The sequence below is a fragment of the Streptomyces sp. NPDC001220 genome, from assembly GCF_053597895.1.
Window position 1 is genome coordinate 357,747 of sequence record NZ_JBSFJE010000009.1, and the last position, 26,644, is coordinate 384,390.

Sequence of the window (26,644 nt, forward strand, 5' to 3'; positions counted from 1 at the left end):
GAGGGGACGACGGGCACGGCGCCTCCCCGTCCAGGCGGCCGCGGGACGACCGGCCCATGAGCTCCGACACCCCAGGAGCATCACTGTCCGCCGGTGAAACGCGGGAAGTGCGAAGGCGCCCGGTGACATCAAGTCCCCGGGCGCCTTCGGCGGGGCGAGCTCAGCCCCTACGAAGAGGCCTTGCAGCCGCTCCATCCGCGCCTACGACAGGGCCTTGCAGCCGCTCCAGCCGCGCCTACGACAGGGCCTTGCAGCCGCTCCAACCGCGCCTACGACAGGGCCTTGCAGCCGCTCCAGCCGCGCCTACGACAGGGCCTTGTAGCCGCTCCATCCGCTCGCGATCTTCACCCGCGCACCGAACGAGCCCTTTCCGTCGCCGCTGGTGCGCCACACGTTGCCGCTGGTGTCCCGGGAGACCAGGTCCGGCCTGCCGTCGTCCGTGATGTCGCCGACCCCGACGACCGCGTTGTACGTGCCGCCCCAGTTCGACAGCACCTTGACGCGGGCCGCGAACGTGCCGTCGCCCTTGCCGTTGTAGCGGTAGACGTTGTTGGACGTGTCCTGGGCCAGGAGGTCGGCCCTGCCGTCGCCGGTGATGTCGCCGGTGCCGACGATCTTCTTGTAGCCCTTCCAGTTGTCGTAGAGCTTGACGCGGGAGGCGAGCTTGCCGGCGCTCGTCCCCTTGTAGAGGTAGACCGCTCCGGTGGACGCGTTCCTCGCGATCAGGTCCGGGCGGCCGTCACCGCTCACGTCGCCGGGCGAGGTGAGCGCGTTGTACTGCGTCCAGCCGCTGGTCCCGAGGGTCGTGTACGACGTCGACGGCTTGACCGCCGCCCCGCAGCCCGGCTTGTACAGCCGCAGCGCGCCGCTGCTGTAGCGCACGAGGACGTCGTTGCAGCGGTCGCCGCTGAGGTCGCCGAAGGGGATCGCCGTGATGGTCCTGGGCCAGCCGGTGCCGGTGTACTTGTCGCCGAACCTGCCCGTCCCGGTGCCGCTGTGGAAGGTCAGGCCGCCCGAGGAGTTCAGGGTGAGCAGGTCGCCGCGGCCGTCCGGGCCGTCGGGGCTGACGAAGTCGCGGCGCACCGCGGCTCCGCGCTGCAGGAAACCCTCGCCGCTGCTCACCGTGTTCGCCGTGGCGGTGCCGAGGCCGGTCGCCTTCAGGGTCCAGGTGAAGTGGCCGTTGGGGAAGTAACTCCCGCTCGCCGCCTTGCCGTTCCAGGTCGCCGTCACCCGGGCCGGGGTCGCGCCGCCGGTGAGCGTGCGGGTGGCCCTGCCGTTCGCGCCGCTCTGGACCGAGGTGAGGGTGAGCGACCAGGAGGTGGCCGGGCGGGACAGCACCCAGGCGCCCTCGAAGGGCATCCCCGGGTCCACATAGCTGCCGGCCGACGTCTCGAAGGCCGTGACGGCGGACGGGGCGATGCCCGTGGTGGTGACGTGGGTGCGCTCGTAGTCGTCGAACCAGGCGACCAGGCCGGTGTACTCGTCGACCGTCCAGCGGTAACGGCGGTCCACCGAGCCCTTGCCGGGCAGGCCCGAGGCGATCGTGCGGCTGGTGCCGGTGGCCGCCTCGGTGAGGATGAGCGTGCCCGCGCCGTGGTCGTGGCGGACGGTGAAGCCGTCGCCGAGCAGCACGTCGCCGGGGGTGACCGTCCTCGACGTACCGGCCTTGGTGTCGTACACGCCCGCCGAGTGCGTCCCGCAGGCCCAGTACACCCAGCGCCCCGCCGCCTGGAGCTCGCTCGGCACGCAGGCCAGGCCCGGGACGGTCACCGTGGTGAGCGTCTTCGCCAACGGGATGCTGTACGAGGTGACCTTGCCGGCGGTGGTGGTGGCGCTCCACAGGGTGGAGCCGTTCAGGGCGGCGGCGCGCACGGACCGCTTCAGCTTGCGGCCCTGGCCGAACTCGCCGACGTACTGCGCGGGGCTGGTGCCCCCGGAGTCGAAGACGGCGTAGCGGTCGGAGACGTCGACGATGTGGCCGCCCCGGCCGCCGAAGTCCAGGTCGTTGCCACCGATCTCGACCAGCCGGTCGTCGCCGAGGCCCTCGCCCTCGTCGGTGCCGCCGTTCGCGTCGAGGTAGACGTCCCGGGCGTCGAGGTTCCCCCACAGCGCCGAGCACGTGGTGCCCTCGTACGGGCAGAGGGCGGCGTAGATCGAGCGGCTCGGCGTGGCCCCGGACGCCGTCAGCGTGGCGGAGCCGTCGGTGGTGAGGGTGCGCACGGACGTGGTGTCCGCGGTGGCGTCCGGGTCGTCCTCGGCGACCCGCAGGCTGCCGCGGCTGAGCGCGATACCCGTCTTGGCGTTCTCCACCGCAGGGGTCTGCTGGACCTTCTCCACCTCCAGCGTGCCGTCCTCGGCCTGCTTCACCCGTCGCACCCACCAGTCGGTGGCGTCGGTGCCGCCGGTGACCAGCGCGCTGCCGTCACCCGCCGCCAGCGTGTACTGGCCGGCGCTCGCCAGCAGGGTCTGCTGCACCGAGGGATCGTCGACGTCGACCGCGAGCAGCCGGGAGCCGAGCGCGCTGGAGGACAGCGGCAGCAGCAGCCGGTCGCCGACCAGGACCGGGTCGCCGTCGAGCGCGCCCGGGTGGGCGGGCAGCGTGACGACCTGCTCGGCGGCGGCGAGGTCGGTGCGGGACTTCAGGTGCAGTTCGGCCTTGCCGGCGTCGTACCAGCCGATGCGGTCCTCGCTCATCACGTAGTGCGAGGCGTAGGTGGCGTCGGTGAACACGGTGGTGTTCACCGCCGACGCGATGTCGATGTAACGGAGCGAGCCGTAGGTGTTCTCCGACACGAACACACCGGCGGGGTCCGCGGCGAGCACGTCCTCACTCCCGACGTTCGTCGCGTCACCGGTGACCTTGCGGGTGCGCCACTCGCCGTCGACGCCGTCGACGCCGTCGACCTTGTCGACCTTGTCGATCAGGGAGTTGGTGGTGACGATCGTGTCGCCTGCGAGGGCCCGATAGTAGCCCTGGCCGTACTGGATGGAGCTGTTCCAGCTCACCTTCTTGGCGGTGGCCGTCGCCGGATCCCACAGGGTGGCGTACGCGTCGTTGGCCGTGGCCGGCAGCGCGACCAGATCGCCGTCAGAGCCGTACCAGGCCTTACGGCATTCGGAGCCGATGGACGTGCAGCCGGTGCCCGGGGTGTAGACGCCGTCGGCGTTCTCGACGGTGACGGTCCTGCCGGTCGCGTAGTCGGTCCACAGCAGTCCGGTCCTGCCGGTCTGCCGGTGCAGAAAGCCGGTGTCGCCCGCGACGTACGGGCGGTCGGTGCGCGGTGTGGTCGAGCTGGGGTCGACCAGTGTGATCGCGGTGGTGTCGGCCTCGGTCGCTTCCGCGGAGCCGCCGCCCTCCGACAGGACGACGGACGCGGCCACGACGGCGACCGCGAGCGAGGAGACGGCGGCGGTCAGGCCGCCCCGTCTCAGGGCGTGTCTGCCCACGTGATGTTCCCTCCCCTACGAGGGTCCGCACCCTCGCACAAGTGGCCGGATCTTACCAAGGATTGGTAAAGCCGACGATGCTCTCGCAGGTGAGAGGGGACGGGATCAGCGGCTCCCCGAGTGCCTTGGCTACGGGCGAACCTTCGTCGGCGAGTGAGCTGTACCGGTCCGGCCCGGATCCCTCCGGCCGCATCCCGGCCGGCCTGGTACTGACCTGTGACTGAGGCTGCATCATCTGGTCGCTGGTCGACTTCCGTGACCCTGCGGGCCCCATGTGACGCAACTCTCCGACCTCTTCGCGACCGGAAACGACCGAATCTCCACAGCGAATGCGCAACTGCGGCACGGGTGCATTCGGTTGGTGCGGATTTGTCCTGGCCGGAACTGCGGTGGCAATAGTTGTCGGTTTCCTATTGCGGGGTTACCTGTAGAGAAGCTGCCCCCAATTCGTGTGCGTGCGTGCATGGATGAGTAGCCGACCGTTTCAAGTTCCCTGCCGGGAGCAGTCACTGACTGGATGCCGGGCACGCCCCGTGATTTGATCCTTCGCGCCGCCGGGATCGCGCCAAGGTGTCCGGAAACGGACGGCGCGGACCTGCGGTCGCGGCCCATCGGCTATCCCCAGCTTGGCCGCTACCCCCTTGTGGACCATCCATACGAAGGGCAGTTTCATCATGAACTCCGCTCCCCAGGTTCAGACCCTTGAAATCTCTGACGCCGAACTCGACACCGTTTCCGGCGGCCTGAGCCCGCAGGTCGGCATCGTCGCCGGCCCCACGGCGATCAGCAGCTCGGACCTCGTGGCTCAGCTCGGCGCGGTCAAGGACGGGGTCCTGGCCACCGTCGGCCAGTACCACCAGGTCGGCGTCACTGCCTCCTTCTGATCGTCAGATCGCGGGACTTGCTCATCGCGGGATCGCCGATACCGGCAGCTCGACCGCCGATCGGCGTCCACGGCGACAAGCCCCCTACCCGCGGGTCTTCGCTGGTAGGGGGCTTGATCATTAGGGGTTGCCGATTCTTGTCCCGGGTCTTGTCCCGGGTCTTGTCCCGGGTCTTGTCCCGGGTCTTGTCCCGGGTCTTGTCCCGGGGTCTTGTCGGGGGGATCTTGGTGACCTGCGTTTTCCCTGCTCGGCAGGGGGTGGGCCCTTGCGCCTGGCGGTCGCCCTTGAGCGGCTTGGAGTGACACCCGCGCACCCCTCGGGCGGCCCACTTGCCTGAACTCAGGACACGCAGGGGGCATGCCTGGTGGGGGATCGCACCGCTGGTGACCGTGGTTCGCCGGTCGTAAGGGCATGCTGTGGGCACGTCGTCGACTCGGAGGCGTGGATGACCGCTCCACGTGGCCGGCGGGCGACCGAGCTCGGGAATCGAGCGTTGGCCGGAAGGGCGTCGTCGCGGGAGCACACGGAGGGCGGCTCGGCAGTGACGGAACATCTCGGGCGTACGCGCGGGCCGGGAGGTGCTGGGATGCGGTGGTGGGCCGGGGGATGGATGGTCGCCGTGGTGGTTGTCCTGGCGGGGTGCCACACGTCGGAAGGTGGCGGATCGGTGGGAGGACCGTCGGAGAACAACAACTCGGCGGGGCCGTCGGCCAGTGCGTCGACGCACACGCCGGCAGCGCCGTCCGCAAGCCAGACCGGGGGGAGCCCGTCGGTGTCGGCCACCAGTCCCTCCCCTGCGCCGGGGAGGTGTGCCGCTGGGCATACGGAGGTCACCGTCAGTCCTGGTGACGCGGTCGAACAGCGGCTCTGTGTACGGCCCGGGACCGTGGTGTCGCTCGTCCTGCGGCCTCGCACGGATGACAAGCGGTGGACGGCCGTGCGGAGTTCCGCGCCGGTTCTCGTCCTGGCGTCCGGATGGCGGGTGGACGCGGACGGTACGTCCCACGCGTCGCTGCGGTGTGCGGGGACCCGGGCCGGTGCGGCCGAGGTCACCGCGTCGGCGAAGGCGCCGGATGTGGCGGGTGCGGCGAGGGTCGCCTTCACGCTGCACGTGAGCGTGGTGCCGTACCCGACGCAGGGGTGACCCCGGCACTCCGGGACCACCCCTGCGATGTCGCCGCGTCAGTGGCAGTCGCGCACGTCGATCGTGTAGATGCCGCGGCCGTGGGTGGCCGCGTACAGCGTCCTGCCGTCCGGGCCCAGCTTGAGCTGGAGCACGGCGACGGCCGGGAGGTTCCCGACCCGCTGCCAGGTCGTACGGCCCGGTGCGCGGTAGACGACGCCGAGGTCGGTGGCGACCGCGAGGCCGCCGTTCGGTGTGACGACCGCGGAGTTCGTCGGCACGTCGGGAAGGTTCTTCGAGATGTCCTTCCAGGTGGTGCCGCCGTCGGTGGACTCGAAGACGTGGCCGACACCGGCACCGGGGCCCTCGGTCCAGTGCCGGGAGAAGCCGTTGACCGCGAGGTAGACGTGGTCGGCGTTCCTGGGGTCGACGGCGAAGCCGGCGAGGTAGCGGTTGGGTACGGTGCCGTCCGTGCCGGTGGCCGGGAGGGTGATGTCGTGCCAGCCGGTGCCGTCCGCGTTGCCGACGGAGATGCCGCGGGCGAAGCCCTGGTTGTTGCAGGGGCCGCACCAGGCCGCGTACACCTTGCCGCCCGAGGCCGCGACGGCGGTCGCGGTACGCCCGGCACCGAGGTCGTAGACGCTGGTCCACTCGTCGCCGCTGCGGATGGCGTAGCCGTGGGTCTGGACCCAGATGTGGCGGCCGCCGGCGATCCAGGTCGCCGGGTTCTTCGCGTCGGCCGTGATCGGGGCGATGAAGCGGGCCTCACCGGTGGCGTTGTCGGCGGGAGCCACGTTGTACGACGTGATCTTGCTGGGGTCGGTTACCCAACTCCCGTCGTTCACGGCGCAGTTCTGGGTCACCTGGATGGCGAGATAGACGTACTCCTCCGCGATGTCGCAGCCGTCGGCCGGGTCGGTGAGGGTGTCGCCGCCGTCGCCGCCGAAGTCGGAGCCCATGACCTTGTCGTTGCTGCGCAGGATGGACTGGCCGTTGTCCTGCAGGCCCCCGGTGACGGACACCCCGCCGTAGGTCAGGTCCTTGCCGACGCCCACCGAGTAGTACTGGAGGGTGTCGATGGTGCCGTCGTTGAGCGAGGTCCAGTCGGTGGCGTGCCCGGAGGCGTCCTGTGAGCCGTTGAGCGGGCGCTTGTAGACGCCGCCGTCGTTGCCGACGTAGACGAAGCTCCTGCCGTGGTAGCTGCCGATCGCCACGCCGTGCTGGTCGGAGTGGGTGGTGGGGTTGCAGTCGCCCGTCTGCTTGGTCGGGTCGATGCTCCAGCACGGGAAGCCGAAGTTCCAGTAGGGGCCGACGGTCGACCAGCTGCTGCCGCCGTCCTTGGTCTCGTAGACCTCCTCCAGGCCCGCGTACACGTGCTCCGCGTTCGCCGGGTCGACGGCCAGGAACTGGTTGTACCAGGCCTGCACGCCCGGCATGTAGCCGCTGGAGGTCAGCGCCGAGCCGTCGGCGGCCAGTCCCTGGTAGTCGGCGATCTTCGTCCAGGGGCCGGTGGGCGAGCCGGACTTGGAGACGTAGATGCCCTCCAGGCCGCTGTCCGGGTTGGTGTTCAGCTGCTCCGGGGACTGGTCGATGGCGTAGTAGCGGGAGCCGTCGGCGGAACGGGCGAAGGTGACGTTGCCGACGTCGTCAGCGTCAGCCGGCAGGTCACCCAGGCCGCTGGTGATCCGCGTCCAGGTGCCGTCGGAGCCCTTGGTGTAGAAGCCGTTGTAGTCGTCACCGCTGCGCCATCCGACCGCGAGGACCACCTTGGAGGGGTCCTTCGGGTCGATCGCGATGTCGTTGGCTATGTTCTTGTACGCGGCCGAGTCGTCGTGCGCGAGCGAACCGCCCGGCAGATAGTCGGGGTTGGGTGCGAACTCCAGCTTCCAGGCGCCGCTGAGCCTCTTCGTGGAGTGGCTCCAGACGCCCTCGCTGGTCGCCGCCCACACCTTGCCGCCGCCGAAGCGCAGTTCGTGGATGGTCGTGGACTCCAACTCGTCGCCGCCGACCCGGCTGCGGGAGGAGAAGGTGCCATGGCGGGGGTTCGACAGGACGTAGACGCCGCTGCCGAGATACGCGTCCGCATTGGTCGTCGCCTCGCCCGTGCCCAGCCACAACCGTCCGGCGCCGTCCAGCGCGAGCGCGCCGGTGGACTGCGAGGGCAGCTTGTCACTGATGGGCTGCCAGTGACCGCCTCCGCTGTGCGAGCGCCACACTCCGCCGCCCGCGCTGCCCGCGTACACGTACCCGCCGTCGTCGGCGGCCATCGCTGCCATCCGGCCGGTCACATTGCCCGAGCCGCCGCTGGAATTGGAGTCGTAGTCGCGGTAGCGCGGGTCGTCGGAGTTGTAGGGCAGGTCGGTGATGTTGCGCCAACTGCGACCGGTGGTCGGCAGGTTGGTCAGACTCGTCCAGGCGGCGCCGTACGCGCCCGGTGCGACGATGCCGGGTGAGGTGCGGGCCTCGGCGTACTGGTCCGCGCCCTCGGCTATCTCGTCGGCCTCGTTGCCGTCGTCACCGCCGCCGTCGTCGTCCCCGGCTTTCGCCTTTGGGCTGACGGAACCCACCGACTGCCCGCGTTCGGCGGCCAGTTGAGCCAGTGCGCGGGCCCCGAAGGGGCTGCCGGCTCCGCCGGGCGCGGCGCCGGCGGGTATCGCCACGAGTGCGGCGGATGCGGTGATGGCACAGATCGTGAACCAACGTCTCTTGCGGGTCGGTACTGACACCAGGTCCTCCCGAACGGGCACGGATACAGCCGTCGGGGACGACCCGACCATCGGAGGCGGGAGGAGTCCGGCATTTGGACAGCCCTTGACCAGAACCTGTCACTATCGATGGCCGGAAGCAGACCGGCCCAGCCGCGCCTTCGCCGGCCTCGCCGCGCCTTCGCCGACCCAGCCGCGCCTTCGCCGGCCTCGCCACGCCCGCGCCGGCCTCGCCGCGCCTTCGCCGGCCTCGCCACGCCCGCGCCGGCCACTCCGGGTCAGACGGCCGCGGTCCGCCCGCGGGCGACGACCGGCAGCACACCGGCGAGAGCCAGCGCGATGCCGCCGGAGGTCAGCAGCGGGAGGTGGCCGTCGGAACCCCAGGCGAGGCCGGCCCACACGCCCGCGAGCAGGACGGCGGCGCCGGTGGCGCCCTGGTAGAGGCCCTGCGCGGTGCCCTGCTGGTGGTCGGGGACGAGCGTGGAGATCCAGGCCTTGCCGACGCCGTCGGTGCAGGCCGCGAAACCGCCGTAGAGCGGCAGCACCACGAACACCGACCAGGGGCTGTGGATCAGGCCGAGGCCCAGGTAGCCGATCGCGAAGAAGACCAGACCGGTGGCGAAGACCAGCGGGCGCGGCAGTCGGTCGGACAGCGCCCCCGCGGGGTAGGACAGGGCGGCGTACACGAGGTTGTAGACCGCGTACGCGCCCACCACCCCGGCCGTCGAGAGGCCCAGGTCGTGCGCACGCAACAGCAGCAGCGCGTCGGGGAAGTTGACGAGGTTGAAGGCGAGCAGCACCCCGAGAACCCGCCAGTAGGGGCGGGGCAGGGACCGCCAGGGTGTGCGGGCGGCGGCCCGCGCCGAGGAGCCGCCCGCCCGGTCGGTTCGGGGGTCGCGGACGGCGGCGACCAGCGCGACCGATGCGACGGCGGGGATCACGGCGATCCAGAACAGCGGGCGCAGCCGGTGGTCGAGCGCCTCGTACAGGACCAGCCCGACGAGCGGGCCGACCACCGCGCCGGCGGTGTCGGCGGCGCGGTGCAGGCCGAACACCTTGCCGCGCTGTCCGTTCGGAACGCCCTCGACGAGCAGGGCGTCGCGAGGCGCCCCGCGCATGCCCTTGCCGAGCCGGTCGGTGACCCTGGCGACGAGCACCATCGGCCACGCGGTCGCGAGCGCGATCAGCAGCTTGCCCACCGCGGCCAGCCCGTATCCGGCCCCGATCAGCGGACGACGGGCGAACCGGTCGGCCAGGCGCCCGGCGGCCACCTTGGTGATCGAGGCGGCCCCCTCGGCCGCTCCCTCGATGGCGCCGACCGCGACGGGCGGGGCGCCGAGCACCACGGTCAGGAAGATCGGCAGGATCGGATAGAGGAGTTCGCTGGCCGCGTCCTGGAGAAAGGACACGCCGCACAGCACCTGCACGTTGCGGGTCAGCCAGGCGGGGCGGCGTCCGTCCGGCCGCGGGGCGCTGCTGGTTTCTGTCACGGGTACAGGATCTCCAGGAAGCGGTCGGGCGCCATGGTGACGTCGGCCGGGACGAGGGCTGTCGCGGCGACCAGGACCGCCGCGCGAACGGACACCGACGTGATCTCCTCCCCCTCGACCGGCGGGACTTCCCGGCCGTACGTCGCTCGGGCCGCCACAGGACGTTCCGGATCCTGCCTGACGACCTCCCGCTTTGACACGAGGCCCCGCTGCCAAGCATCCACTCACGCACCCGGCTTGGCCTTCTCGTTCCGAGACCTGGAACCTGCTGCACCTCGCCCGGACGCCGAAGGATCTCGGAGGCATCCCCGCCTACGGCAGCCGGCGCCCCGCCTGGGAGGCCGGCTGCCACCGCGACTACGCGCACCCCCGAGCACCGCTGAGCCTCGCCGCAGTGCTGGATCCCGCGGACCGCTCCCGCCTCACGAGCGGTACGGGATGTGGAGGTGTCATGACTTGACCTGTTCCTCGGGCTTCGGTCCGAGGAACAGGTCAGTGCACGTGGACGTACGTCTCCGGGCCGCTGGAGTCGATGTGGTGGCTGTCGGAGGTGAACCACACGACGGTCCAGGTGCCACCGCGAGTTGCCTTGCCGCTGTGTGCTGCCCGCACTGGTCGCCGGGTTCGGCGGTCCAGGTGATGTGCGGGGGCTCGACGCGTGCGCACAGAGGGCCGCCGGCCGCATCGGTCAGGCCGAGGCGGCCGGTCAGCAGGCCGTGCTGGGGCCGCGGCACCCGCCCAGGCCCGGCGCGCCTTCGTCGTGGGCTCAGTCGAGGGTGGCGAGATGGTCGGCGTCGCCGCCTCGCCACTCGATGAGGAAGATGGTCGCGTCGTCGCTCGTGGTGCCGCCGCGTTCCTGTTTCAGGGCGTGGGAGAGGGCTCGCACCACCGCCCGCACCTCGGTGCGTTCGCGGAGGATCCGGTTGGTCCACTCGACGAGCTGCTCCTCACCGAACTGTTCCCCGCCGGCCTGGTGCTCCTCGATCAGGCCGTCGGTGAAGCACAGCAGCCGGTCCCCGGGGCGCAGCATCCGCTCGGTGACCACCGGCTCCTCGCCGCCGAAGCCGACCGGCAACGTGGTCGGGCTCTCCAGCCGGTCCACCACGGCGCGGTCCCGGATCAGGAACGGGGCCGGGTGGCCGGCGTTGACCCACCGCAGCCGTCCTGTGGCGATGTTCAGAACCATCATCTGCGCGGTGACGAAGTGGTCTGGGCCGAACTGCTCATCGATGGCCCTGTCCATGAACGCGTACACCCGGGACAGGTCCGTGTCGGACCGCCGCGTGTGGCGGTAGGCGCCGATGGCCACCGTCGCCATGGTCGCGGCATCCAGTCCGTGGCCCATCGCGTCGATCATGGCCACGTGCAGGATGTCGCCGTTGAGGGCGTAGTCGAAGCTGTCCCCGGCCACGTCGTAGGCGGGCTCCAGGATTCCGGCCACCTCGACCTGGGGAACGGTCATCGACAGCGGAGGCAGCAACGACCACTGGATCTCCGCGGCCACACTCATCGGGGCGCTGCGGCGGGCCTGGAAGAACAGGTCGGTGTAGGCGTCCTTGGTGACGATCATGTCCGCGACCAGACCGGCGAGTCTGCGGAGCAGGCGCCGGTCGTCGTCATCGACCCTGTCCAGGGTGACGGCCATCGCCCCGATCTGGTCGCTGCCGTCCAGCAGCGGCAGGTACATCCGCACACTGCCGTCCTGTGGCACCTCCACCGTTCTGCGGCTCAGGAACGCCTTGCCGGCGGGCGAGTCGTCGACCGACTCGGGGCCGCCGACCCTCAGCCTCCGGCCCGGCAGCGGCACCAGCAGCACCTGTTCGTAGTCCTGCAGGAGGATGGAGACCTCCCGCCCTCCAACCCTGGCCACCTCCTCCGCGACGAGCGGGGCGATCAACTCCGGCGGCATCTCGTGAGCACGGTCCAGCAGCACACCCAGCAGTCGTTCGCCGAACCCCTCCGACCGGTCCACCCCGATCCCGCCCGGCATGTGCCCACCGTCCGTCATCGCTGCCTGCTTCCCTTCACCCCGCGGCGCGATCTACCGGGGGAACCCAAGGGGCGGCCGCGTCCACGAAGTGTTCGCCAGGCGGCCCGGTACCCCGGCCTCGTCGAACCGCAGCCGGTGCGGGGCGGTGACGGCCGGAACGGGGCGTCAGCGCCTACGACGTCCGACCACCTGTCCCGCCCCACGGCGCCCCGACGCAACGCACACCCCGCCCTCTCGCATCCATCCGTCAGCCAGCGGCGACCGGCGTGCCACAACGCTGCCGACCGGCCCAGGTTTGCATCGCCGACCGGTCCGACGAGCCGATTACGCCAAGGGCGGCATGTCGGCCCCCAACTGGCCGTCGCCACAAGACGCCGGGGCGAAGAGGACATGAGTACGCCGGTGAGCGGGCCCGCACCCGGGGTACCGATCTGATCGAACCGGGCCGACGGTGACCATGGCCTGCTTCCGACGGCGCGTCGGCCGTCCTCCAACGACCCCGGCGTACGCACACCGGGGTCGCCCTTCCAGGCCGGTCGCACGTGAGAGTGTGCCGACCTGCTTTCACCCTGTGCCCGATGGGTATTTCGGGCATCAGGGGTTTCCTGCTCCGCTCGGGGGTCGCTGGGAGTGGGACGTATGCCCCCCTTCCCCCGGCGATACGCCGCCTGCAGCCACCGTGCGGGGACCTCGTCCGCGCCCCCGGGCATCGTTTGTTTCCGCCTGCTGATCAGTCGGTTCTCCGGACAGCGTCTTGGGACTGGGCCCGTCCGAAGGAGACCGTCCGGCAGAGGAGCGCTGGGGGGCGGTTCATCCGCCGGTCGTTCCACGCAAGGTGCCCGTCGCCGGGCATGTGGTCAACGTGGGCTGGTTCCTGGCCGAGCAGGACCCGAACGAACTGCTGCTGCTCTCCTACCGCGTGGGCGTGCCCGGCCTCTACTTCGCCGGAACGCTGATGCAACAGCGTGACTTCAAGAAGTCCACCGGTGGCTTCATCCACGGTTTCCGGTACGCCGTACGCGCCTTCGGCCGCATCCTCGACGAGCGCCACCACGACCGGCCCTGGCCGTACCGCCCGCTGGACGCGTCCCCGTCCACGCCGGCGGACGCCGTGGTGGCCAGGGTCAACCGCAGTTCCGCGCTCTGGCAGCAGTTCGGTGTGATCGGGGACCTGATCGTCGCGCCGCCCGGCGAACCGGCCCGCTACCACGAGGAGGTGCCGGTCGCGTACGCCCGTGAACGCCAACTGAGCTAGAACAGCGCCTACTTCACCGTGCCGCCGGTATACGGTCCGGACCACGACAACGTCGACCCCTTCGACATCACCGTGCGCCGCACCGCCCAGAACCCGGTCGACGGCGCCTTCGACGCGGCGTACCTCCACCCGGTGATCCGGCACCACGGCGGCGGCGAACTCCTCGGCACCCACCACATGGCCGAGAACCTGGAGAACCACCGGGCCCACCCGGACGTCCACCACGCCCCGCTGGCACTGCGCCATGAACGTCCTCCACAGCCTCCACCTGGAACCTGCTCCACCTGGCCCGCGCGCTGAAGGACCTCGGGGGCATCCCCGCCTACGGCAACCAGCGCACCGCCTGGGACGCCGGCTGCCGCCGCGACTACGAGAACCCCGAACACCGGTAGGGACAACGGTGGCCGGATCAGCCGCGCACAGCCCGGAAGCAGCGTCGATCGTCGTCGAGCGTGCCGAGGGCATCCCCGCCCGCGGCGCGGAGGCGGTGGTTCCGCCGTTCGGCTGAGACGGGCACCCGCTTGCACCTCAGGCCCGGACAGCCCACCTGGCCTGTGCCAGCTTGTAGGTGTCCTGATTGTCCGGCACGGGTTGTGACATCGCTGAGCCGACCTCTTTGCGAGTGCGGCTCGAAGACGGGAGGAGACGGCCGATGGCAGGTGGCGGACGGCCGTCGGGTCCGGCCCCGACCGGAGGGTCGCGACGCCCGGGACCGGACGGGACGTCGGCGCCGAAGCGGCTGAAGCGGCTGGAGCGCGTACGGGGCACTGTGACTGTCGCCGCGGCTGCGGGCCGTGCTCGGATCCGCGCAACGGCAGAGCGTGTCGGGCAGTTGCCCTCGCCTCCTGGCCCGTTCCGCCCCGGATTCTGGCGCAGTCCGATCCGCGGGCCCTGGCTGACCTCGGCATTCGGCCTGGTCCTCCTGATCGGCATTCCGCTGCTGTTCATCACCGGACTGCTCTCCTACGCCGCCTACAACCCCGATCTGAGCCCCCTCAACGACGAGACCCCCGACAAGGGCATCCTGGGCTTCTACCTCGTCAGCTGGCCCACCCACCCGTACTGGCTCTACCGGCTGCTCCAGGGCGTGCACACCAGGGTGGTGCTGCGCGGCAACCAGATCCGCGACCCCCGGGCGCTGCTCGCCCTCCGCGTCAACGGCGCGGCCCTCTCGCTCGACCACGGCTACCCGGCCCGCATCATCGTCCCGGCCAACCCCGGCGTGAACAACACCAAGTGGGTCCACCGGCTCACCTTCAGGGCGTGACCATGACGCGATACGTCCGCTGGTACGGCTCCGGCCCCCTGCACCTGCTCGTCCTGATCGCCTCGTTCGCCCTCACCGGCTACGCCATGGTGCGCCTGTTCGCCGTCGAGCCCTGGGAGGTGGCGATCTGGTTCGTCGGCGCGGCCATCCTCCACGACCTGATCCTGCTGCCCCTGTACTCGCTGGCCGACCTGTCGGCCCTCTCCGTACTACGTCACCGCGCCGATGCCTCTGCCAGGCCGACGGTGCCCTGGATCAACCACCTGCGCGTCCCCGCCTTCCTCTCCGGTCTCCTCCTACTGGTCTGGTTCCCCCTCGTCCTCCGTCTGGCGGTGCCCTACCCCGGTGACACCGGCCTGTCCGACAGCATCTACCTCGGCCGATGGCTGGCGATCACCGGCGTGCTCTTCGCGGCCTCCGCGGTCGCCTTCGCGGTGAGACTGCGCCGCGTGCGCCGACCCGGCGGCACCGACGAGAGCCGACCCGCCGCCGGGCACGGCGCAGCACCGTGACAACGGACGAGGACGAGCTGTACGACGCCGACGAGGATCCCTACGCACTCGCCCTGCGCCCCGGCCGGGAACCGGTGTACCTGCGGCTGGACGACGGGCGCCGCATCCGGATGCCGGTCCACCGCTGGCACGAGCAGCCCACGGCGGCCGACAACACCGTCCTGGAACGCTGCGCCGGCCCCGTCATCGACATCGGCTGCGGCCCGGGCCGCATGTGCAGAGCACTCCTGAGCCAGGGAGTCTTCGCCCTCGGGGTCGACATCACACCTCGCGCGGTCGCACTCACCACCGCCCTGGGCGGGCTGGCACTGCGGGCATCCGTCTTCGACCGGCTACCGGCCGAGAAGGGCTGGGGGACGGTGCTGCTCATCGACGGCAACATCGGGATCGGAGGCGACCCGCGTGGCCTGCTGCGCCGCTGCGGCGGCCTCATCGCCCCCACCGGGTGCCTCGTCGTCGAGGTCGACCCACAGGACGTGCAAGAGCAGTGCATCGCCCGGTTCGAGAACGTCCGGGGCCAGGCCGGTCCGTATTTTCCCTGGGCCCGACTGGGACGACCAGCGCTCCACAGGATCGCCGCCGGGCTCGCCCTCACCGTCACCGACCAGTGGACGAGCGGCCACCGCTGCTTCGCCACCCTCACCCACCAGGGATCATCCTGCGACCGTCCTGACGCGGACCCCACAGCGACGGAGGACGGCGGGGCCGCGGTCGTCTGAGCCGGACGCTGCCCCGCTCCCCTGCGCTGCCTGGGGTCGGTCGGCCCGCACCACGTGCCGCATGCCGCCTGCCCGGTTCCGGCGGCCTCCTGAGTCGTGGGGTCAGTCGGCTTCGGCATGCGCCTCGACGTCCTCGATGCCGGTGGGCCGCGACCGGCAAGGCCAGGACGACGGCGAGTACGGCGGGCCGGCCGGGGTCGGCCGTGGCGGCGGCTGACTCGTGTGGCCACAAGGCGCTACGGGTGGCCCGCGCCCACGCGATCAGCTGGAACCGGAGCTGCCGGCCGCCTCGTCCGCGGCACGACGGTACTCGGCGTTGATGCGCTGAGCTTCCTCGAGCTGGTCCTCGAGGATGACGATGCGGCAGGCGGCCTCGATCGGGGTGCCCCTGTCGACGAGCTCGCGGGCGCGAGCGGCGATCCGCAGCTGGTAGCGGGAGTAGCGGCGATGCCCACCCTCCGAGCGGAGCGGAGTGATCAGACGAGCCTCGCCGATGGCTCGAAGGAAGCCCGCGGTGGTGCCGAGCATCTCGGCTGCCCGGCCCATCGTGTAGGCGGGGTAGTCGTCGTCGTCCAGAAAATCACTAAGAGGATTGTCCGCTGTCATGTCACCTCGCTGTGCAACGCGTCGAGGGGCCTTGGTGCCGTACGGCACCAAGGCCCCGAAGGAAATTCAACACCATCTGTCGGCCCTACTGCTGTGCCGACCTTCTGTTTCCGCTACCCGGCCCGGCAGAGGGCGGGGTAGCGGGGGATCGCAGCTGCTTGACCGGGGACCACCATCCATTCCGGGGTCTTGCGGTACCCGGGCCGAGTGCTTCTCGGGCCGGGCGATCCTGATGGCGTCTGCTCCTCCGTTCCTCTCTGAACCAACCACTGGATGAATCGGCACTGCGGTACTGCTGCGGCAGCTCCTCGACATGCGAGCCGCCCAGTGCGGCTCCCAGCGCCGTCGCCGTTCTGGGCAACCTTGGCTTCGAGGCTCGAGAGCCGCACTGACCTGCGAACTTCGTGTACAGCTCCCCGCCAGTTCGTTTCTGCCGGGTCTCGTTCGACCGCTTCCTACGACAGAAAGCATAAGCATGCCGAGCGGCAATGTCTACTCTGGCAAGAGTAGATTTCACCCCTATGGCAGAGGAGGAATCCTGCCACCTGCGACGATGACCTCCCCATCCGTCGTCACGCGCGGCGCCACGACGGATGGGGCCCCTCGCCGCTCGGTCGCGAACCACCTCCCACCGTCCGCGAAGCCCCCCGGCGGGGCGGGCCCGAGACAGGCCGCTGAATAGGATCTGCTCTCATGTCGAACCCTGATGAACTGCTTGTGGCTCTCTCCGCCGCGGTGGAGTCCCAGCGAAGCAATCAGATGTCGCTGACCGTGGTCGTCGGCGGCGCCGTCATCACCGGCCGGCTGGCTCCCGAGGCCGTGTGGAGGGAGCGGGTGGCGGAAGTCCTGAAGGGATCGGACCGCCTCGGCCCGTTCTCCGACGTCTTCACCGGCGGCCCGCGAGGGGAACGGCCCGGCCGCGGCGGAGATCCCACGCATCTGCACTTCCATCTCGCGCGGATCCTGCAGGGCAGCCTCGGCATCCCGGAGACGGGTGGCATGTACCGAGTCGCGATCAAGGACGTCAGCGCATGGACCGTGGGTGATTTCAGCTACTTCGACCGGTGAGGCGCTGTCCCCGCCCCGCCGCTCGGCCAAGAGTCTGCGAGCGGACGAGGACACAACAGTGGGGGCTCCGTCGACGCGCGTCGACGGAGCCCCCACCTGGATACCGAGGGCGGTTACCCGCCCGTCCTCACACGCCCACAGGGCAGGTGCCGTCGAGCAGTGCCGACGGGGCCCGGAGCGGAAGGGGAACGCTCACGGGCGCGGCCTCGGGGCCGTCGTGGCAGGTGAAACCGAGGCGCGCCATGGCCCGGGTGACTTCGCCGACGGTGAAGTCACGGCGGTCCTGCCCAGTGGTGACCTGGCCCACCTGCTTGACGGGGTAGCGGCGGCGGCCGATGGTCACGGACGCGCCCGTGACCAGCTCGGGCTTGACGCCCTTCATCGAGGCCAGCACCCCGATCTTGGTCAGGTCGAACGGGTACCGGGCGATGACACAACGCATGATGCCTCCCAGGCATGACGGAAAGGAACTGACCCGGGCGGGGTGGATCAGCCGCGGACGGGAACGGGCCGGAGCCGGCTGCCGAGGACGTCCCGCAGACGGATGCGGTCCGTGTACGTGGAACTGGCACGGAGAACGGCGAGCCGGGCCAGAGTGATCGAACCCGTGCTCTGGTCGTCCCCGTCGCACACAGTCAGGTATTCGACACGTGCACCCGCCATGACGGCCAGAGCCACCTCGACGGTCATGTCGTCACAGACCCGGGGCCCGTACGCTTCCACGCCGTCGACCACGGTTGTCGATGCGGGATCCGCCACGCGGCAATGCGTCTGAGTGGGCGTCAAGAATTCCTCCTGCGGTGCGGGTTGGTCGGCTTGGTGGCCATTGCGGCCTGGGGAGACCGCTGTGGTTCCGGGGTCGTGCTGGGTGACGACGCTGCCGGACTCCCCCGCACGGGCCGTACGACCGCCACGGTGCAGGTAGGCCGGGGAGTTCGGCAGGGTCGCCGCCTGGATGGGGAACGGTACGGTCACACCCTCGTGGCCGAGCGCGGCCGGCAACGGCGTCGGCATGGCGAGATCGGCGAACGTCTCGACGGCGGGCAACGCCGGTGTGGTCGTCTTCGGTGGTGCGAACTCACCTTGCGCGGCCTGCCGATTTCCTCCGAAGCGGTCGTATGTGCGAGTCGAGTGTGTGCGAGTTGCGCGTGCACGGTTCATGTGGAACCTTCCTTGACGTGGGCGCCAAGGAATTTCCGCAGTGAGGCGAATGGCGCAGAGGATCGCGAGAACGAGCCGAAAAAACAGGGCTGAATTGCCCTGAAAATGAAGCGCGCTGGGGCCCGCACCCCAAGGTGCGGGCCCCAGCTGCGAAGTATGCGTCAGTGCCGACGCGTCACGCGGGAACGATGTTCTCGGCCGTCGGGCCCTTCTGGCCCTGCGCGATGTCGAACGAAACCTTCTGGCCTTCCAGCAGCTCACGGAAGCCCTGGGCGGCGATGTTGGAGTAGTGGGCGAAGACGTCGGCGCCGCCGCCGTCCTGCTCGATGAAACCGAAGCCCTTTTCCGCGTTGAACCACTTCACGGTGCCAGTAGCCATTTTGTTTCTCCTTCGGAGACGGTGTCAGGAATACGCTCTGTGCGCTTTCCGTGTCGCCGTGATGATCAGCCGCCGGAAAAAACATTCTGGCAACCACACCTGCAACTGATACTGACAGTAGCACGCCGTGAGCGACCCTACTCGGTGAACAATTCCCGGCCGCCTCCCACCTCAGGAATATTTCTCGTGCGCCGTGTCGATTTCTCACTTCGCGACCACAGGAATTGCTCTCCCGGGCCCCACTGTTGCAGTCGCGTCTGTCTGGTCGCAGCCCCGTGACCTCCTCCGACGGCTGGGGCGCGGCTGCCGTCGCCAACCAGCTGACGACATGCCGACGAACGCGCCGAGACCCCAGTAGCGAGAGGAAGGCCACACGGCGGTTCCGGCGGGGCGACCGCGGCGGTCTTGCGGCCCGCGGGCCGATCGAGCTCCGCACTCGGACGTGATTCTCGCCCTCGACCGGTGCGACGTCCGGACTGTCTGCCCGCTGGGCCGCCACAAGGCATTCCGGGTGCTGCCCGACGATCCGCCGCTTTGACGCGAGCGTGGTGGTACTGAAGTCCCATCCACAGACAGGACCTGGTCAGCCGTCGCCTTCAGGCGCAGGGCATGTGACGCGGCCTCACCGAGGGAACGGCAGGCCGAGGGCCAGGACATGCGACGCTCGCCGAAGCCGGCCACGAAACCTCCGGCCGTCGGCGCCCCTTGGCAAACCGGAGCGGTGGCCGCGTGGCATCCGCCAAGCACTCGCGCCTTCCCCGTGCCCGGTCTTCGTGTGCTCGACGGGCCGGCGTCCGGAGGATTCTCCAGCAACACACAAACCCCAGGTCACTGACCTGGGGTCTCATCATGGAGCGGGTGACGAGAATCGAACTCGCGCTCTCAGCTTGGGAAGCGATGGCGCTTGGGGAGCCGCATTGCTTCTGACCTGGGAGTATGTGCTCTGGCGTAGCGTGCGAGAGCACAGGATCGCTCCGCTGTTGACCGTGGTTGTCCGGTCTTATGGGCACGTTATGGGCACGCATCCGCAGGGGAGGCTTCCGAGTCGGCAGACCCGGATATGGATTTGCCATGCGAACTTCGCATTCTCGTCTACGGTCAACAGACGCAGCGCGTCGCGGTGGGCGAGATCCTGTGGAAGGTCGTCGTGGGATACCCGCAAGCCGTAGGAGCTCAGCCGGGCTGCCAGTTCCCTTGGACGCCGGCCCAGGTCCCGTGCGGCCAGGACCAGGAGGAAGAACGGGATCTCGTCGTCCGGGCTGAGCCAGAACCACCAAGGCCCGTATCGCTCGTCCATGTCATCTGTGTCGTTCCGGAACAGGTCGTCGTAACGGAACAAATCGCGGTCGAGTTCGGTCGCGCGCTGCGGCAGAACCATGCCGGTCCTAACCCGATAGACGGCCGGTCAGTGTGCGCAGGCTGAGCCCCAGGTTCTGGGCTACCTCCATGAGCTGGTGGAAGCTCGGCGCACGGTCCGTCCGGAAGGGCGACCACTCGACCTCCCATTTGCCGGCGAGTAATTCGAAGTCGTCGTGCGGCTCTCGGCAAGCCGCCTGCGGCAGCAATGAGAAACCGACGCGTGCGTACTCAGCCCGCACATCATCGGCGGAGTTGTTCAACCACCCTTGGGTGGCCACCAGTTGCCAGGGTGGAAGCGGCCCGGCGGCGCTGACCCACAGCCATTGCCCGTTGTGGTCCCGGCTGAGCCAGTTGACGTATGCCTGGTCCAATGCTCCCGGAGGGTGAACGACTCTACTTCCAAGCCGTAGCGTTCGAGTCGACGCCGTACCTCCCCCGAGCCAACACCGTTCGCAAGGCGGCCTGGGCCACGTGACCGTGTGGCACGGGCCCGTCCTGCTTGGTCTAGGTAGTAGTCGGTGTCCCCCGGTCGTTGGCAGATTGCTTCTTCGAGACTTCCTAGGAGGTTCAACGCGGCCTCGTCGATCTCCTTGCTGATCTGTCGTATCCCTCTTGAAGTGAAGCCCATGACGACAGCGTCCCGACGTGGTCGGCTCCTGGCGAAGTAGTAAGTCGGCTCACCAAAGGCTTGACCTTGTGGGTATGTTGCCCTGCCCAACGACGTATCCGTCGGACTCAACACTCCGTGAATCAGTTGATTGCGTAGCTGGTTAATGGAGCGGGCTTCATCTATGGCACTGGCAAACGCCGCTATCACAATGGCTCCAGGAGGCCACGAATCACGCCATGCCGACCAGTCTCTTGAGATCGCCTTTGCGTCCTCGAGCATCTGATCGAGCGACCGGCCTTCGAAGATTACCCAGCTCGATTCATGACCGCTGACCATCCGCCTCAACACTTCGCGCACAGTTCTTTCGAGTAATGCGCTAGAACAGGCCACTTGACCAACGGCGGCGTAGATATCGGCCGGAATGGTAACTTCATCCGTGTCCACAAGCGGGATGGGTTCACTCATGAGCGTCGAGTCTGTCAGGCCAACCGCATACGCACATGTGGTTTACGCTCCTGCCCGGAGTCGACGCGTAGAGGGGGGCTAGCCCGGTCGACATCCTGGCGCCACCGCTGCCCACGCTGAGCTGCACGAGTGGAGACACGCACACTCATCCCGGGCACACCGACACGGAAACCGAACCCCGCGACGTACCCCTTTCCCCAGGATCAGTCTGGCACCCGAAAGGGGCGTGTGAGGTCGGCTCGGCTGGGTCCTCAGCAACACGACATGGGGAGGTATGCCGGATACATCAATCCGGTACATGGACTACCATTGGTACATGTCCATGAAGCGCACCAACGTCTACGCGGACCCCGAGGACCTGGCGATCATCAAGGAGGCCGCCAAGCGCCGGGGTATAAGCGAGGCTGAGATCATCCGCCAGGGCATCCACCTTGCGGCCATGGCGAACAGGGTCTGGGACGAGCCGCTGTTCTCACGCACCTTCGAGGGGCCGGGGCGCACGCTGTCCAAGTCGGAGGTCCGCGACACGGTCGCCGAGGCCGTCCGGGGTGAGGCTGGCTCGGGCTCCGGATCCGCCGCGTGATCATTGTCATCGCCGATACGTCCGGCCTTCTGGCGGCGCTGGACTCAGCTCATCCGGAACATGCGGCGGCGAACGAGGCGATCATGGCGGCGGGCCTGCTGGTCATGTCCCCGCTCCTGCTGGCGGAACTGGATCACGTGGCGACGCGTGAGCTCGGCAGGGAGGCTGCCCTCAGTGCGGTCGACGACCTGCGGCGCTGGATGAGCCGGGGTCGTGTCGTCCTGCCGGAGATCACGGAGGACCACCTAGGCGCAGCCCAGTCCGTCCGTGTCCGTTACCGCGCGCTGGACCTCGACCTCGCCGACGCGGTGAACGTGGCGCTTGCCGCCGACTACGACACGGACGCGATCCTCACCCTGGACCGACGAGACTTCCGCGCCGTACGCCCGCTGGGCCGTTACAAAGCGTTCCGTGTCCTTCCCGATGACCTCCCGCTCTGACGCAGGACCCAAAGCGGTCAAGTACCTGCTTCCACAAGGGGCTTGGGCACCGCCCACGACGAAGACATGCGGGACGGATGTCCGCCATCGCCCGGAACAGCGGGCTGAGGGGCTCGCCTCCGGCTCAGCTACATGAAAGTGCAGTTCAGCGCCATGCTGCGACGTGATGGGGGCGCCCTCTCAAGGTGCGTGTGCCCTATGCGTGCCCAATCTTGGGGGTGCAGGAGTACTCGCAAAACGCAGCAAAGGCTTCCCAATGAAACAGCCCCAGGCCACTGACCTGGGGTTTCTCTCTGGAGCGGGTGACGAGAATCGAACTCGCGCTCTCAGCTTGGGAAGCGACGGCGCTTGGATGGCGGCACTGCTTCTGACCTGCAGTTATGTTGCCGCAAAGCGGCTTCGGAGGGCTGGCTTCGTGCCGCTGTTTACCGTTGTTGCCCGGTCTTATGGGCACGCTTTGGGGACGTACTCACAAGGGGACAATGTGCGGGGGCTCGACTGCTCCGTTGCGGTACTGCACCTGCGGGTGCTGGATGTGCTGATGTGATGGGATTGCAGATGCACGCTCCTGTGACAGCGCGTATGCGGTTCGAGGGTGGCGGTGGCCCAGCGGGCGGCCACGGCCGGCGAGCAGAGTAGCTGGGTCAGTGCGGAGGCGTCGAAGATCCTCTGCGCTGCCTTCATCCAATGCCTCGACAGAGTTCGACACCCGCTTCAGGAGTGCTTTAGTGATCACGACAGCTGGTTCTGGACAGTGCTCTGAGGTCCGGTTTCTGCAGGTCAGCAACGTGTCGGTTGACGGTCGGTCCACGTCGTGCCGCCGACTGCCGCGCCGTCCGCTCACGCATCGCTCACGCAGGCGGAGCCTCACTCACCTGCAGGTTCCCTCTGTCACGCGTACGAAATCTTCGGCGTGGCCTGCCGGTCCCAGGGAAGTGCCGACGACTGGTCCTGTGCTCTCCCGAACGTGTCCTCCATCGCGGTGCGCCGTCCGGGCTCCTACCACGCGGTCTCGGAGGACGCCTTCTCCGCACCACCGCTGTGCCACGGCCGGAGACACGACGGTGGAGTTGTGACGCCGGCCGGTCAACGAGGTGGCGAGAGGCTCGGTGTACCCGGCGGTGAGCGGACCTCGCACAACCAGGATCAGGACGTAAGCGGTGGCCAGGGGACCGAGTACTCAATGCCGACGGAGACGGCCAGACCGGCGATCACGATGGAGAACTCCCCCCAGTAGCCGGTGTCGATCTTCGTGGTGGTGACGGCGGCGAGGGCGAGCGCCGGGAGCAGGACCGGGGGATGCAGGAGCGGAGGGAACCCTCAGCGGAGAGCACAGAGTGTGGGCGCCCTCCGCGACCTTACGTCGCAGCGCCGCCCGCCGTTCCGACGTCGGCCGCACCGCGGCATCCGCCGCATTCGCCGGGCGCGCCATGATCCGCTGCGGGAGGGCACTGGGCGTCATAGGCTGACCTTCAGGGGGCTGTGCCTTAGGGGAACGGGGCACGGCCGGAATGGCCTGGCGGCCATGCGGTGAAGTCCGTGGCAGGGAGTGAGAGGCTCGTGAACTCTCCGTACACCCTCGCGTTCGACAGCTCTGCCGAGGCCGGGACGAGCAGGCTCGGCGGCAAGTGCGCCGCGCTCATCGTGATGACCCGGGCCGGTGCTCCGGTGCCGCCCGGGTTCGTGGTGACCATGGATGCCTTCGAGGCGCTGCTCGACAGCGGCGGGTTGCGGCGGGCCGTCGACGCAGCCCTTGCCGGGCTCGTCGCCGATCCGGGTGCTGTGGCGGCGCGCGCCGCCGAGATCCGCTGCATGGTGATTGACCAGACCGTGCCCTCACCGGTCGCGTCGGCGGTGACGGCGGCGTACAAGGAGCTCTGCCGGGCCGTCGGCTGCCCGGATGTCGCGGTGGCCGTCCGGTCGAGCGCCGAACTGGAGGACCTGACCGAGGCGAGCTGCGCCGGGCAGTACGACACGTTCCTGTGGATCCGGGGTGCCGATGCCGTGCTCGGGGCCGTCCGGCGTTGCTGGGCGAGCCTGTGGACCGACCGCGCGATCATCTACCGCGTGGCCCGGGGGCTGCCGCAGCGGGGGCTGCGCATGGCGGTCGCGGTGCAACAGATGGTCGACGCCCGTGCCTCCGGCGCCGCCGTGACCGTCAACCCGGCTGACGGCGACCCTTCGAAAATACGGGTGGAGGCGATCTGGGGACTGGGACAGCTCATGGTGTCCGGCGAGGTGACCCCGGACGCCTACCTGGTGGACAAGGTACTGCTCAGCACGGTGCGGACGACGGTGTCGCCGAAGCACCAGGAACTGGTCCCCGCCCCCGACGGGCACGGGCTCGCACGGCGGGCAGTCGAGGAGGGCCGTCAGCAGGTCCCCTGCCTGGACCAGGGGAAGGTCGTGGAGATCGCCCGCCTGGCCAAGACCGCCGAGCGGCAATACGGCTGCCCGCAGGACATCGAGTGGGCGGTCGACAAGCACCCGGACGGCTCCACGGGTATGGGGGCCTCCGTGAGACTGCTCCAGACGCGGCCCGAGACGGTCTGGAGCAGTCGGCCGAGGACACCTGTCCGGGCGAGCCACGGCGCGGGCGTCTCCAGCATCCTAGACACCCTCCTTCGCCCTGGGAGGTAGCCGATATGCCCCCTCGGCCAGGTCGCCGTCGAAGGACTCGCCCACGCCGAGTCGGCATCGCTCGCCTGCGAGCCTTGCAAGGAGCACGTCAAGATGACGGTCTCGCGCACAGCCTTCCCGAGCCCCTACGAGATGACCTCCCCCGCGGCCGCGGAGGGGTGGGAACGGCTGTACCCGTACTACATGCTCTTCCAGCCCTGGCGGCGCTCGGCCGAGGAGGAGCGCTTCTGGTTCCGCGACAGCCAGCACTGGCCCACCGTGGTCAAGCCGTTCGAGACGGTCATCCCCGAGCTCGCGTTCAATTGCCTGGGTCAGTTCAACACCCGGCACTTCGTCGTACCGCCCGCGTACGGCGTCATGTTCCGCATCCACCAGGGCCATGTCTACCTGAGCCCGGTGGCCGCGCCGGACAGCCGGATCCCTGCCCGAGCAAGGCAGTTCCTGGAACGCGCCGGGTACTACTACGCGAACTGGGACAGGCTGCTGGAGAACTGGAAGGGCAAGGTCCTCGGCACCATCCGTGAACTGGAGTCGATCAGCTTCAGCGAACTGCCGGGGGTCCAGCCGTACGAGGACGTCGAAACGGGGACCGGCCTGGGGGCCGCCGATGCCCTGCTCGGCGGGTACGACCGGCTCCTCTCCCTGTGCCATCGCGCCTGGCAGTACCACTTCGAGTTCCTGAACCTCGGCTACGCGGCCTACTTGGACTTCTTCCACTTCTGCAAGCAATGGTTCCCGGACATCCCGGACCAGGGCATCGCGGCGATGGTCACGGGCGTGGACATGGAGCTGTTCCGTCCGGACGAGGAGCTCAGGAAACTGGCAAGGCTCGCTGTCGAACTGGGCGTCGACAGGGCACTGACCGTGCCCGACCCAGGCGAGCACACCCTGACCGCCCTCAGCCGCGAGCCGCGGGGCCGCGACTGGCTCGATGCCTGGAACGCCGCCCGCGATCCCTGGTTCAACTTCACCTCGGGCAATGGCCTCTACAGCGACGACCGGTACTGGAGGGACACTCCCTCGCTTCCCCTGGGGTATGTCCGCGACTACATCCTGCGCCTGCGGCGGGGTGAGGCCATCGACCGGCGCCTCGCCGAACTCGCCGCCGAGCGCGAGCGGACCACCTGCGAGTACGCCGCGCTGCTCGACGTCCCGGCACGTGCCGACTTCGAGGCGAAGCTGGGCCTCGCCCGCCAGGTCTACCCGTATGTGGAGAACCACAACTTCTACATCGAACACTGGACGATGGGTGTCTTCTGGCGCAAGGCCAGGGAGCTGTCCGCCCTGCTGCACCGGGCGGGGTTCTGGCCCGGTGCGAACGACATGTTCTACCTCACGCGCGACGAAGTCCGGGCCGCGCTGTTCGACCACGTGTCCGGCTGGGCGATCGGCGTCGAGCCGGCCGGCCCCGGTCACTGGCCGGCGGAGGTGGAACGGCGACGCCGGATCGTGGCCGCGCTCGCCCGGCAGCGTCCGGAACCGGCGCTGAACGAACCGCCGCGAGCCATCACCGAGCCGTTCAGCGTCATGCTGTGGGGCATCACCGGCGAGCGGATCCGGTCGTGGCTGGCAGCCCCCGGCGACCTGGGCGACCTGACCGGCATGGCCGCCTCGCCGGGCGTCGCCGAAGGCACGGCCCGTGTGATCCGCAGCCCCGACGAGCTGGACCTCCTCCAGGAGGGCGACATCCTGGTCGCCCCGGTCACCGCGCCCAGCTGGACGCCGGCCTTCGGGAAGGTCCGCGCGACCGTCACCGACATCGGGGGAGTCATGTCCCACGCCGCCATCGTCTGCCGTGAGTACTCGCTGCCCGCCGTCACCGGGACGGGCTCGGCGTCCACCCGCATCACGTCCGGCCGCCGGATCCGTGTGGACGGCACGGCCGGCATGGTCACCCTTCTCGACTGACCGGCGTCCAGCTGGGCGCGGTGACCGGGGCGA

The 26,644-nt window shown here is 69.4% G+C and carries 21 protein-coding genes and 6 pseudogenes; 14 read left to right on the forward strand and 13 right to left on the reverse strand.

Annotation, left to right across the window (positions count from 1 at the left end; all coding sequences use genetic code 11):
* Window positions 1-303: 303 nt before the first annotated feature.
* Complete coding sequence (locus ACWDGI_RS23365) at window positions 304-3,447, reverse strand: FG-GAP-like repeat-containing protein (RefSeq protein ID WP_450761919.1); 3,144 nt, start codon at window positions 3,445-3,447, stop codon at window positions 304-306.
* Between the two features lie 674 nt (window positions 3,448-4,121).
* Between ACWDGI_RS23365 and ACWDGI_RS23370 the strand changes: the two genes are divergently transcribed.
* Together ACWDGI_RS23370 and ACWDGI_RS23375 are read left to right on the forward strand one after the other, a co-directional pair.
* Window positions 4,122-4,331 carry a hypothetical protein gene (locus ACWDGI_RS23370; RefSeq protein ID WP_450761921.1) on the forward strand — a complete coding sequence of 70 codons (210 nt, stop codon included), beginning with the start codon at window positions 4,122-4,124 and terminating at the stop codon, window positions 4,329-4,331.
* A 937-nt stretch (window positions 4,332-5,268) separates the two neighbouring features.
* Window positions 5,269-5,475 carry an acetyl-CoA synthetase gene (locus tag ACWDGI_RS23375; RefSeq protein ID WP_382137910.1) on the forward strand — a complete coding sequence of 69 codons (207 nt, stop codon included), beginning with the start codon at window positions 5,269-5,271 and terminating at the stop codon, window positions 5,473-5,475.
* Between the two features lie 38 nt (window positions 5,476-5,513).
* Here the strand turns inward: ACWDGI_RS23375 and ACWDGI_RS23380 are convergent, their stop codons facing one another.
* The 4 genes and pseudogenes from ACWDGI_RS23380 to ACWDGI_RS23395 all read right to left on the reverse strand — a co-directional run bounded on the left by ACWDGI_RS23380 (window position 5,514) and on the right by ACWDGI_RS23395 (window position 11,657).
* Window positions 5,514-8,180, reverse strand: a complete 2,667-nt coding sequence (locus ACWDGI_RS23380) for a glycosyl hydrolase (RefSeq protein ID WP_450761923.1) — start codon at window positions 8,178-8,180, stop codon at window positions 5,514-5,516.
* A gap of 257 nt (window positions 8,181-8,437) precedes the next feature.
* Complete coding sequence (locus ACWDGI_RS23385) at window positions 8,438-9,649, reverse strand: MFS transporter (RefSeq protein ID WP_450761925.1); 1,212 nt, start codon at window positions 9,647-9,649, stop codon at window positions 8,438-8,440.
* 623 nt (window positions 9,650-10,272) lie between these two features.
* A pseudogene (locus ACWDGI_RS23390) lies at window positions 10,273-10,365 on the reverse strand (DUF5990 family protein); the annotation flags it as partial.
* Window positions 10,366-10,415: 50 nt separating this feature from the next.
* Entirely contained in the window at window positions 10,416-11,657 is a 1,242-nt protein-coding gene (locus tag ACWDGI_RS23395; RefSeq protein WP_450761927.1) for a PP2C family protein-serine/threonine phosphatase, read from the reverse strand.
* A gap of 793 nt (window positions 11,658-12,450) precedes the next feature.
* Between ACWDGI_RS23395 and ACWDGI_RS23400 the strand changes: the two are divergent.
* From ACWDGI_RS23400 to ACWDGI_RS23430, 7 genes and pseudogenes are all read left to right on the forward strand, one after another.
* Window positions 12,451-12,564, forward strand: a pseudogene (locus ACWDGI_RS23400) (DUF5994 family protein); the annotation flags it as partial.
* A 348-nt stretch (window positions 12,565-12,912) separates the two neighbouring features.
* Window positions 12,913-13,194, forward strand: coding sequence for a hypothetical protein (locus ACWDGI_RS23405; RefSeq protein WP_450761929.1), 282 nt, complete (start codon window positions 12,913-12,915; stop codon window positions 13,192-13,194).
* Window positions 13,146-13,286: pseudogene (locus ACWDGI_RS23410) on the forward strand (flavodoxin family protein); the annotation flags it as partial. The gene ACWDGI_RS23405 and the pseudogene ACWDGI_RS23410, both read left to right, overlap by 49 nt.
* A 260-nt stretch (window positions 13,287-13,546) precedes the next feature.
* A pseudogene (locus ACWDGI_RS23415) lies at window positions 13,547-13,987 on the forward strand (molybdopterin-dependent oxidoreductase); the annotation flags it as partial.
* Window positions 13,988-13,996: 9 nt separating this feature from the next.
* Complete coding sequence (locus ACWDGI_RS23420; RefSeq protein ID WP_450762006.1) at window positions 13,997-14,161, forward strand: molybdopterin-dependent oxidoreductase; 165 nt, start codon at window positions 13,997-13,999, stop codon at window positions 14,159-14,161.
* Between the two features lie 2 nt (window positions 14,162-14,163).
* Window positions 14,164-14,673: a hypothetical protein gene (locus tag ACWDGI_RS23425; RefSeq protein WP_450762008.1), complete on the forward strand. Its 510-nt coding sequence runs from the start codon at window positions 14,164-14,166 to the stop codon at window positions 14,671-14,673.
* On the forward strand, window positions 14,670-15,392 hold the full coding sequence (locus ACWDGI_RS23430; RefSeq protein ID WP_450761931.1) for a class I SAM-dependent methyltransferase: 723 nt from the start codon (window positions 14,670-14,672) through the stop codon (window positions 15,390-15,392). Before ACWDGI_RS23425 ends, ACWDGI_RS23430 begins: the two co-directional genes overlap by 4 nt.
* 261 nt (window positions 15,393-15,653) lie before the next feature.
* Here the strand turns inward: ACWDGI_RS23430 and ACWDGI_RS23435 are convergent, their stop codons facing one another.
* On the reverse strand, window positions 15,654-15,998 hold the full coding sequence (locus ACWDGI_RS23435) for a MerR family transcriptional regulator (protein ID WP_450761933.1): 345 nt from the start codon (window positions 15,996-15,998) through the stop codon (window positions 15,654-15,656).
* A 693-nt stretch (window positions 15,999-16,691) separates the two neighbouring features.
* Here ACWDGI_RS23435 and ACWDGI_RS23440 point away from each other — a divergent pair.
* Window positions 16,692-17,066 carry a hypothetical protein gene (locus ACWDGI_RS23440; RefSeq protein ID WP_450761935.1) on the forward strand — a complete coding sequence of 125 codons (375 nt, stop codon included), beginning with the start codon at window positions 16,692-16,694 and terminating at the stop codon, window positions 17,064-17,066.
* Window positions 17,067-17,193: 127 nt separating this feature from the next.
* Here the strand turns inward: ACWDGI_RS23440 and ACWDGI_RS23445 are convergent, their stop codons facing one another.
* The 6 genes and pseudogenes from ACWDGI_RS23445 to ACWDGI_RS23470 all read right to left on the reverse strand — a co-directional run bounded on the left by ACWDGI_RS23445 (window position 17,194) and on the right by ACWDGI_RS23470 (window position 20,336).
* Complete coding sequence (locus tag ACWDGI_RS23445; RefSeq protein WP_351709473.1) at window positions 17,194-17,508, reverse strand: SCO5918 family protein; 315 nt, start codon at window positions 17,506-17,508, stop codon at window positions 17,194-17,196.
* A gap of 47 nt (window positions 17,509-17,555) precedes the next feature.
* A complete protein-coding gene (locus tag ACWDGI_RS23450) occupies window positions 17,556-17,825 on the reverse strand; it encodes a CBS domain-containing protein (protein ID WP_450762010.1) in 270 nt (89 codons plus the stop codon).
* A 165-nt stretch (window positions 17,826-17,990) separates the two neighbouring features.
* Window positions 17,991-18,227 (reverse strand): annotated as a pseudogene (locus tag ACWDGI_RS23455) (DEAD/DEAH box helicase); the annotation flags it as partial.
* Window positions 18,228-18,402: 175 nt separating this feature from the next.
* A complete protein-coding gene (locus ACWDGI_RS23460; RefSeq protein ID WP_004986771.1) occupies window positions 18,403-18,606 on the reverse strand; it encodes a cold-shock protein in 204 nt (67 codons plus the stop codon).
* 1,000 nt (window positions 18,607-19,606) lie between these two features.
* Complete coding sequence (locus ACWDGI_RS23465) at window positions 19,607-19,984, reverse strand: wHTH domain-containing protein (RefSeq protein WP_450761937.1); 378 nt, start codon at window positions 19,982-19,984, stop codon at window positions 19,607-19,609.
* A gap of 7 nt (window positions 19,985-19,991) precedes the next feature.
* A complete protein-coding gene (locus ACWDGI_RS23470; protein ID WP_450761939.1) occupies window positions 19,992-20,336 on the reverse strand; it encodes a wHTH domain-containing protein in 345 nt (114 codons plus the stop codon).
* Window positions 20,337-21,356: 1,020 nt separating this feature from the next.
* On the opposite strand from ACWDGI_RS23470, the gene ACWDGI_RS23475 reads away from it, so the two are divergent.
* Window positions 21,357-21,623, forward strand: a complete 267-nt coding sequence (locus ACWDGI_RS23475) for a ribbon-helix-helix domain-containing protein (protein ID WP_450761941.1) — start codon at window positions 21,357-21,359, stop codon at window positions 21,621-21,623.
* Window positions 21,620-22,063 carry a PIN domain-containing protein gene (locus tag ACWDGI_RS23480; RefSeq protein WP_362171365.1) on the forward strand — a complete coding sequence of 148 codons (444 nt, stop codon included), beginning with the start codon at window positions 21,620-21,622 and terminating at the stop codon, window positions 22,061-22,063. The genes ACWDGI_RS23475 and ACWDGI_RS23480 overlap by 4 nt, the downstream gene beginning before the upstream one ends.
* Before the next feature lie 871 nt (window positions 22,064-22,934).
* Here ACWDGI_RS23480 and ACWDGI_RS23485 read toward each other — a convergent pair.
* Window positions 22,935-23,435: pseudogene (locus tag ACWDGI_RS23485) on the reverse strand (hypothetical protein); the annotation flags it as partial.
* A 188-nt stretch (window positions 23,436-23,623) separates the two neighbouring features.
* On the opposite strand from ACWDGI_RS23485, the gene ACWDGI_RS23490 reads away from it, so the two are divergent.
* Together ACWDGI_RS23490 and ACWDGI_RS23495 are read left to right on the forward strand one after the other, a co-directional pair.
* A complete protein-coding gene (locus ACWDGI_RS23490) occupies window positions 23,624-24,703 on the forward strand; it encodes a PEP/pyruvate-binding domain-containing protein (RefSeq protein ID WP_450761943.1) in 1,080 nt (359 codons plus the stop codon).
* Between the two features lie 93 nt (window positions 24,704-24,796).
* Window positions 24,797-26,611: a PEP-utilizing enzyme gene (locus tag ACWDGI_RS23495; protein WP_450761945.1), complete on the forward strand. Its 1,815-nt coding sequence runs from the start codon at window positions 24,797-24,799 to the stop codon at window positions 26,609-26,611.
* The last annotated feature ends 33 nt before the right edge of the window (window positions 26,612-26,644 follow it).

Bases quoted from the DNA above. Each gene is read 5' to 3' on its own strand.
- ACWDGI_RS23435 (WP_450761933.1), bottom strand. From the start codon at position 15,998: ATGACAGCGGACAATCCTCTTAGTGATTTTCTGGACGACGACGACTAC.
- ACWDGI_RS23475 (WP_450761941.1), top strand. From the start codon at position 21,357: ATGTCCATGAAGCGCACCAACGTCTACGCGGACCCCGAGGACCTGGCG.
- ACWDGI_RS23370 (WP_450761921.1), top strand. From the start codon at position 4,122: ATGAACTCCGCTCCCCAGGTTCAGACCCTTGAAATCTCTGACGCCGAA.
- ACWDGI_RS23465 (WP_450761937.1), bottom strand. From the start codon at position 19,984: ATGGTTCTGCCGCAGCGCGCGACCGAACTCGACCGCGATTTGTTCCGT.
- ACWDGI_RS23440 (WP_450761935.1), top strand. From the start codon at position 16,692: ATGTCGAACCCTGATGAACTGCTTGTGGCTCTCTCCGCCGCGGTGGAG.
- ACWDGI_RS23460 (WP_004986771.1), bottom strand. From the start codon at position 18,606: ATGGCTACTGGCACCGTGAAGTGGTTCAACGCGGAAAAGGGCTTCGGT.
- ACWDGI_RS23425 (WP_450762008.1), top strand. From the start codon at position 14,164: ATGACGCGATACGTCCGCTGGTACGGCTCCGGCCCCCTGCACCTGCTC.
- ACWDGI_RS23445 (WP_351709473.1), bottom strand. From the start codon at position 17,508: ATGCGTTGTGTCATCGCCCGGTACCCGTTCGACCTGACCAAGATCGGG.
- ACWDGI_RS23495 (WP_450761945.1), top strand. From the start codon at position 24,797: ATGACGGTCTCGCGCACAGCCTTCCCGAGCCCCTACGAGATGACCTCC.
- ACWDGI_RS23395 (WP_450761927.1), bottom strand. From the start codon at position 11,657: ATGACGGACGGTGGGCACATGCCGGGCGGGATCGGGGTGGACCGGTCG.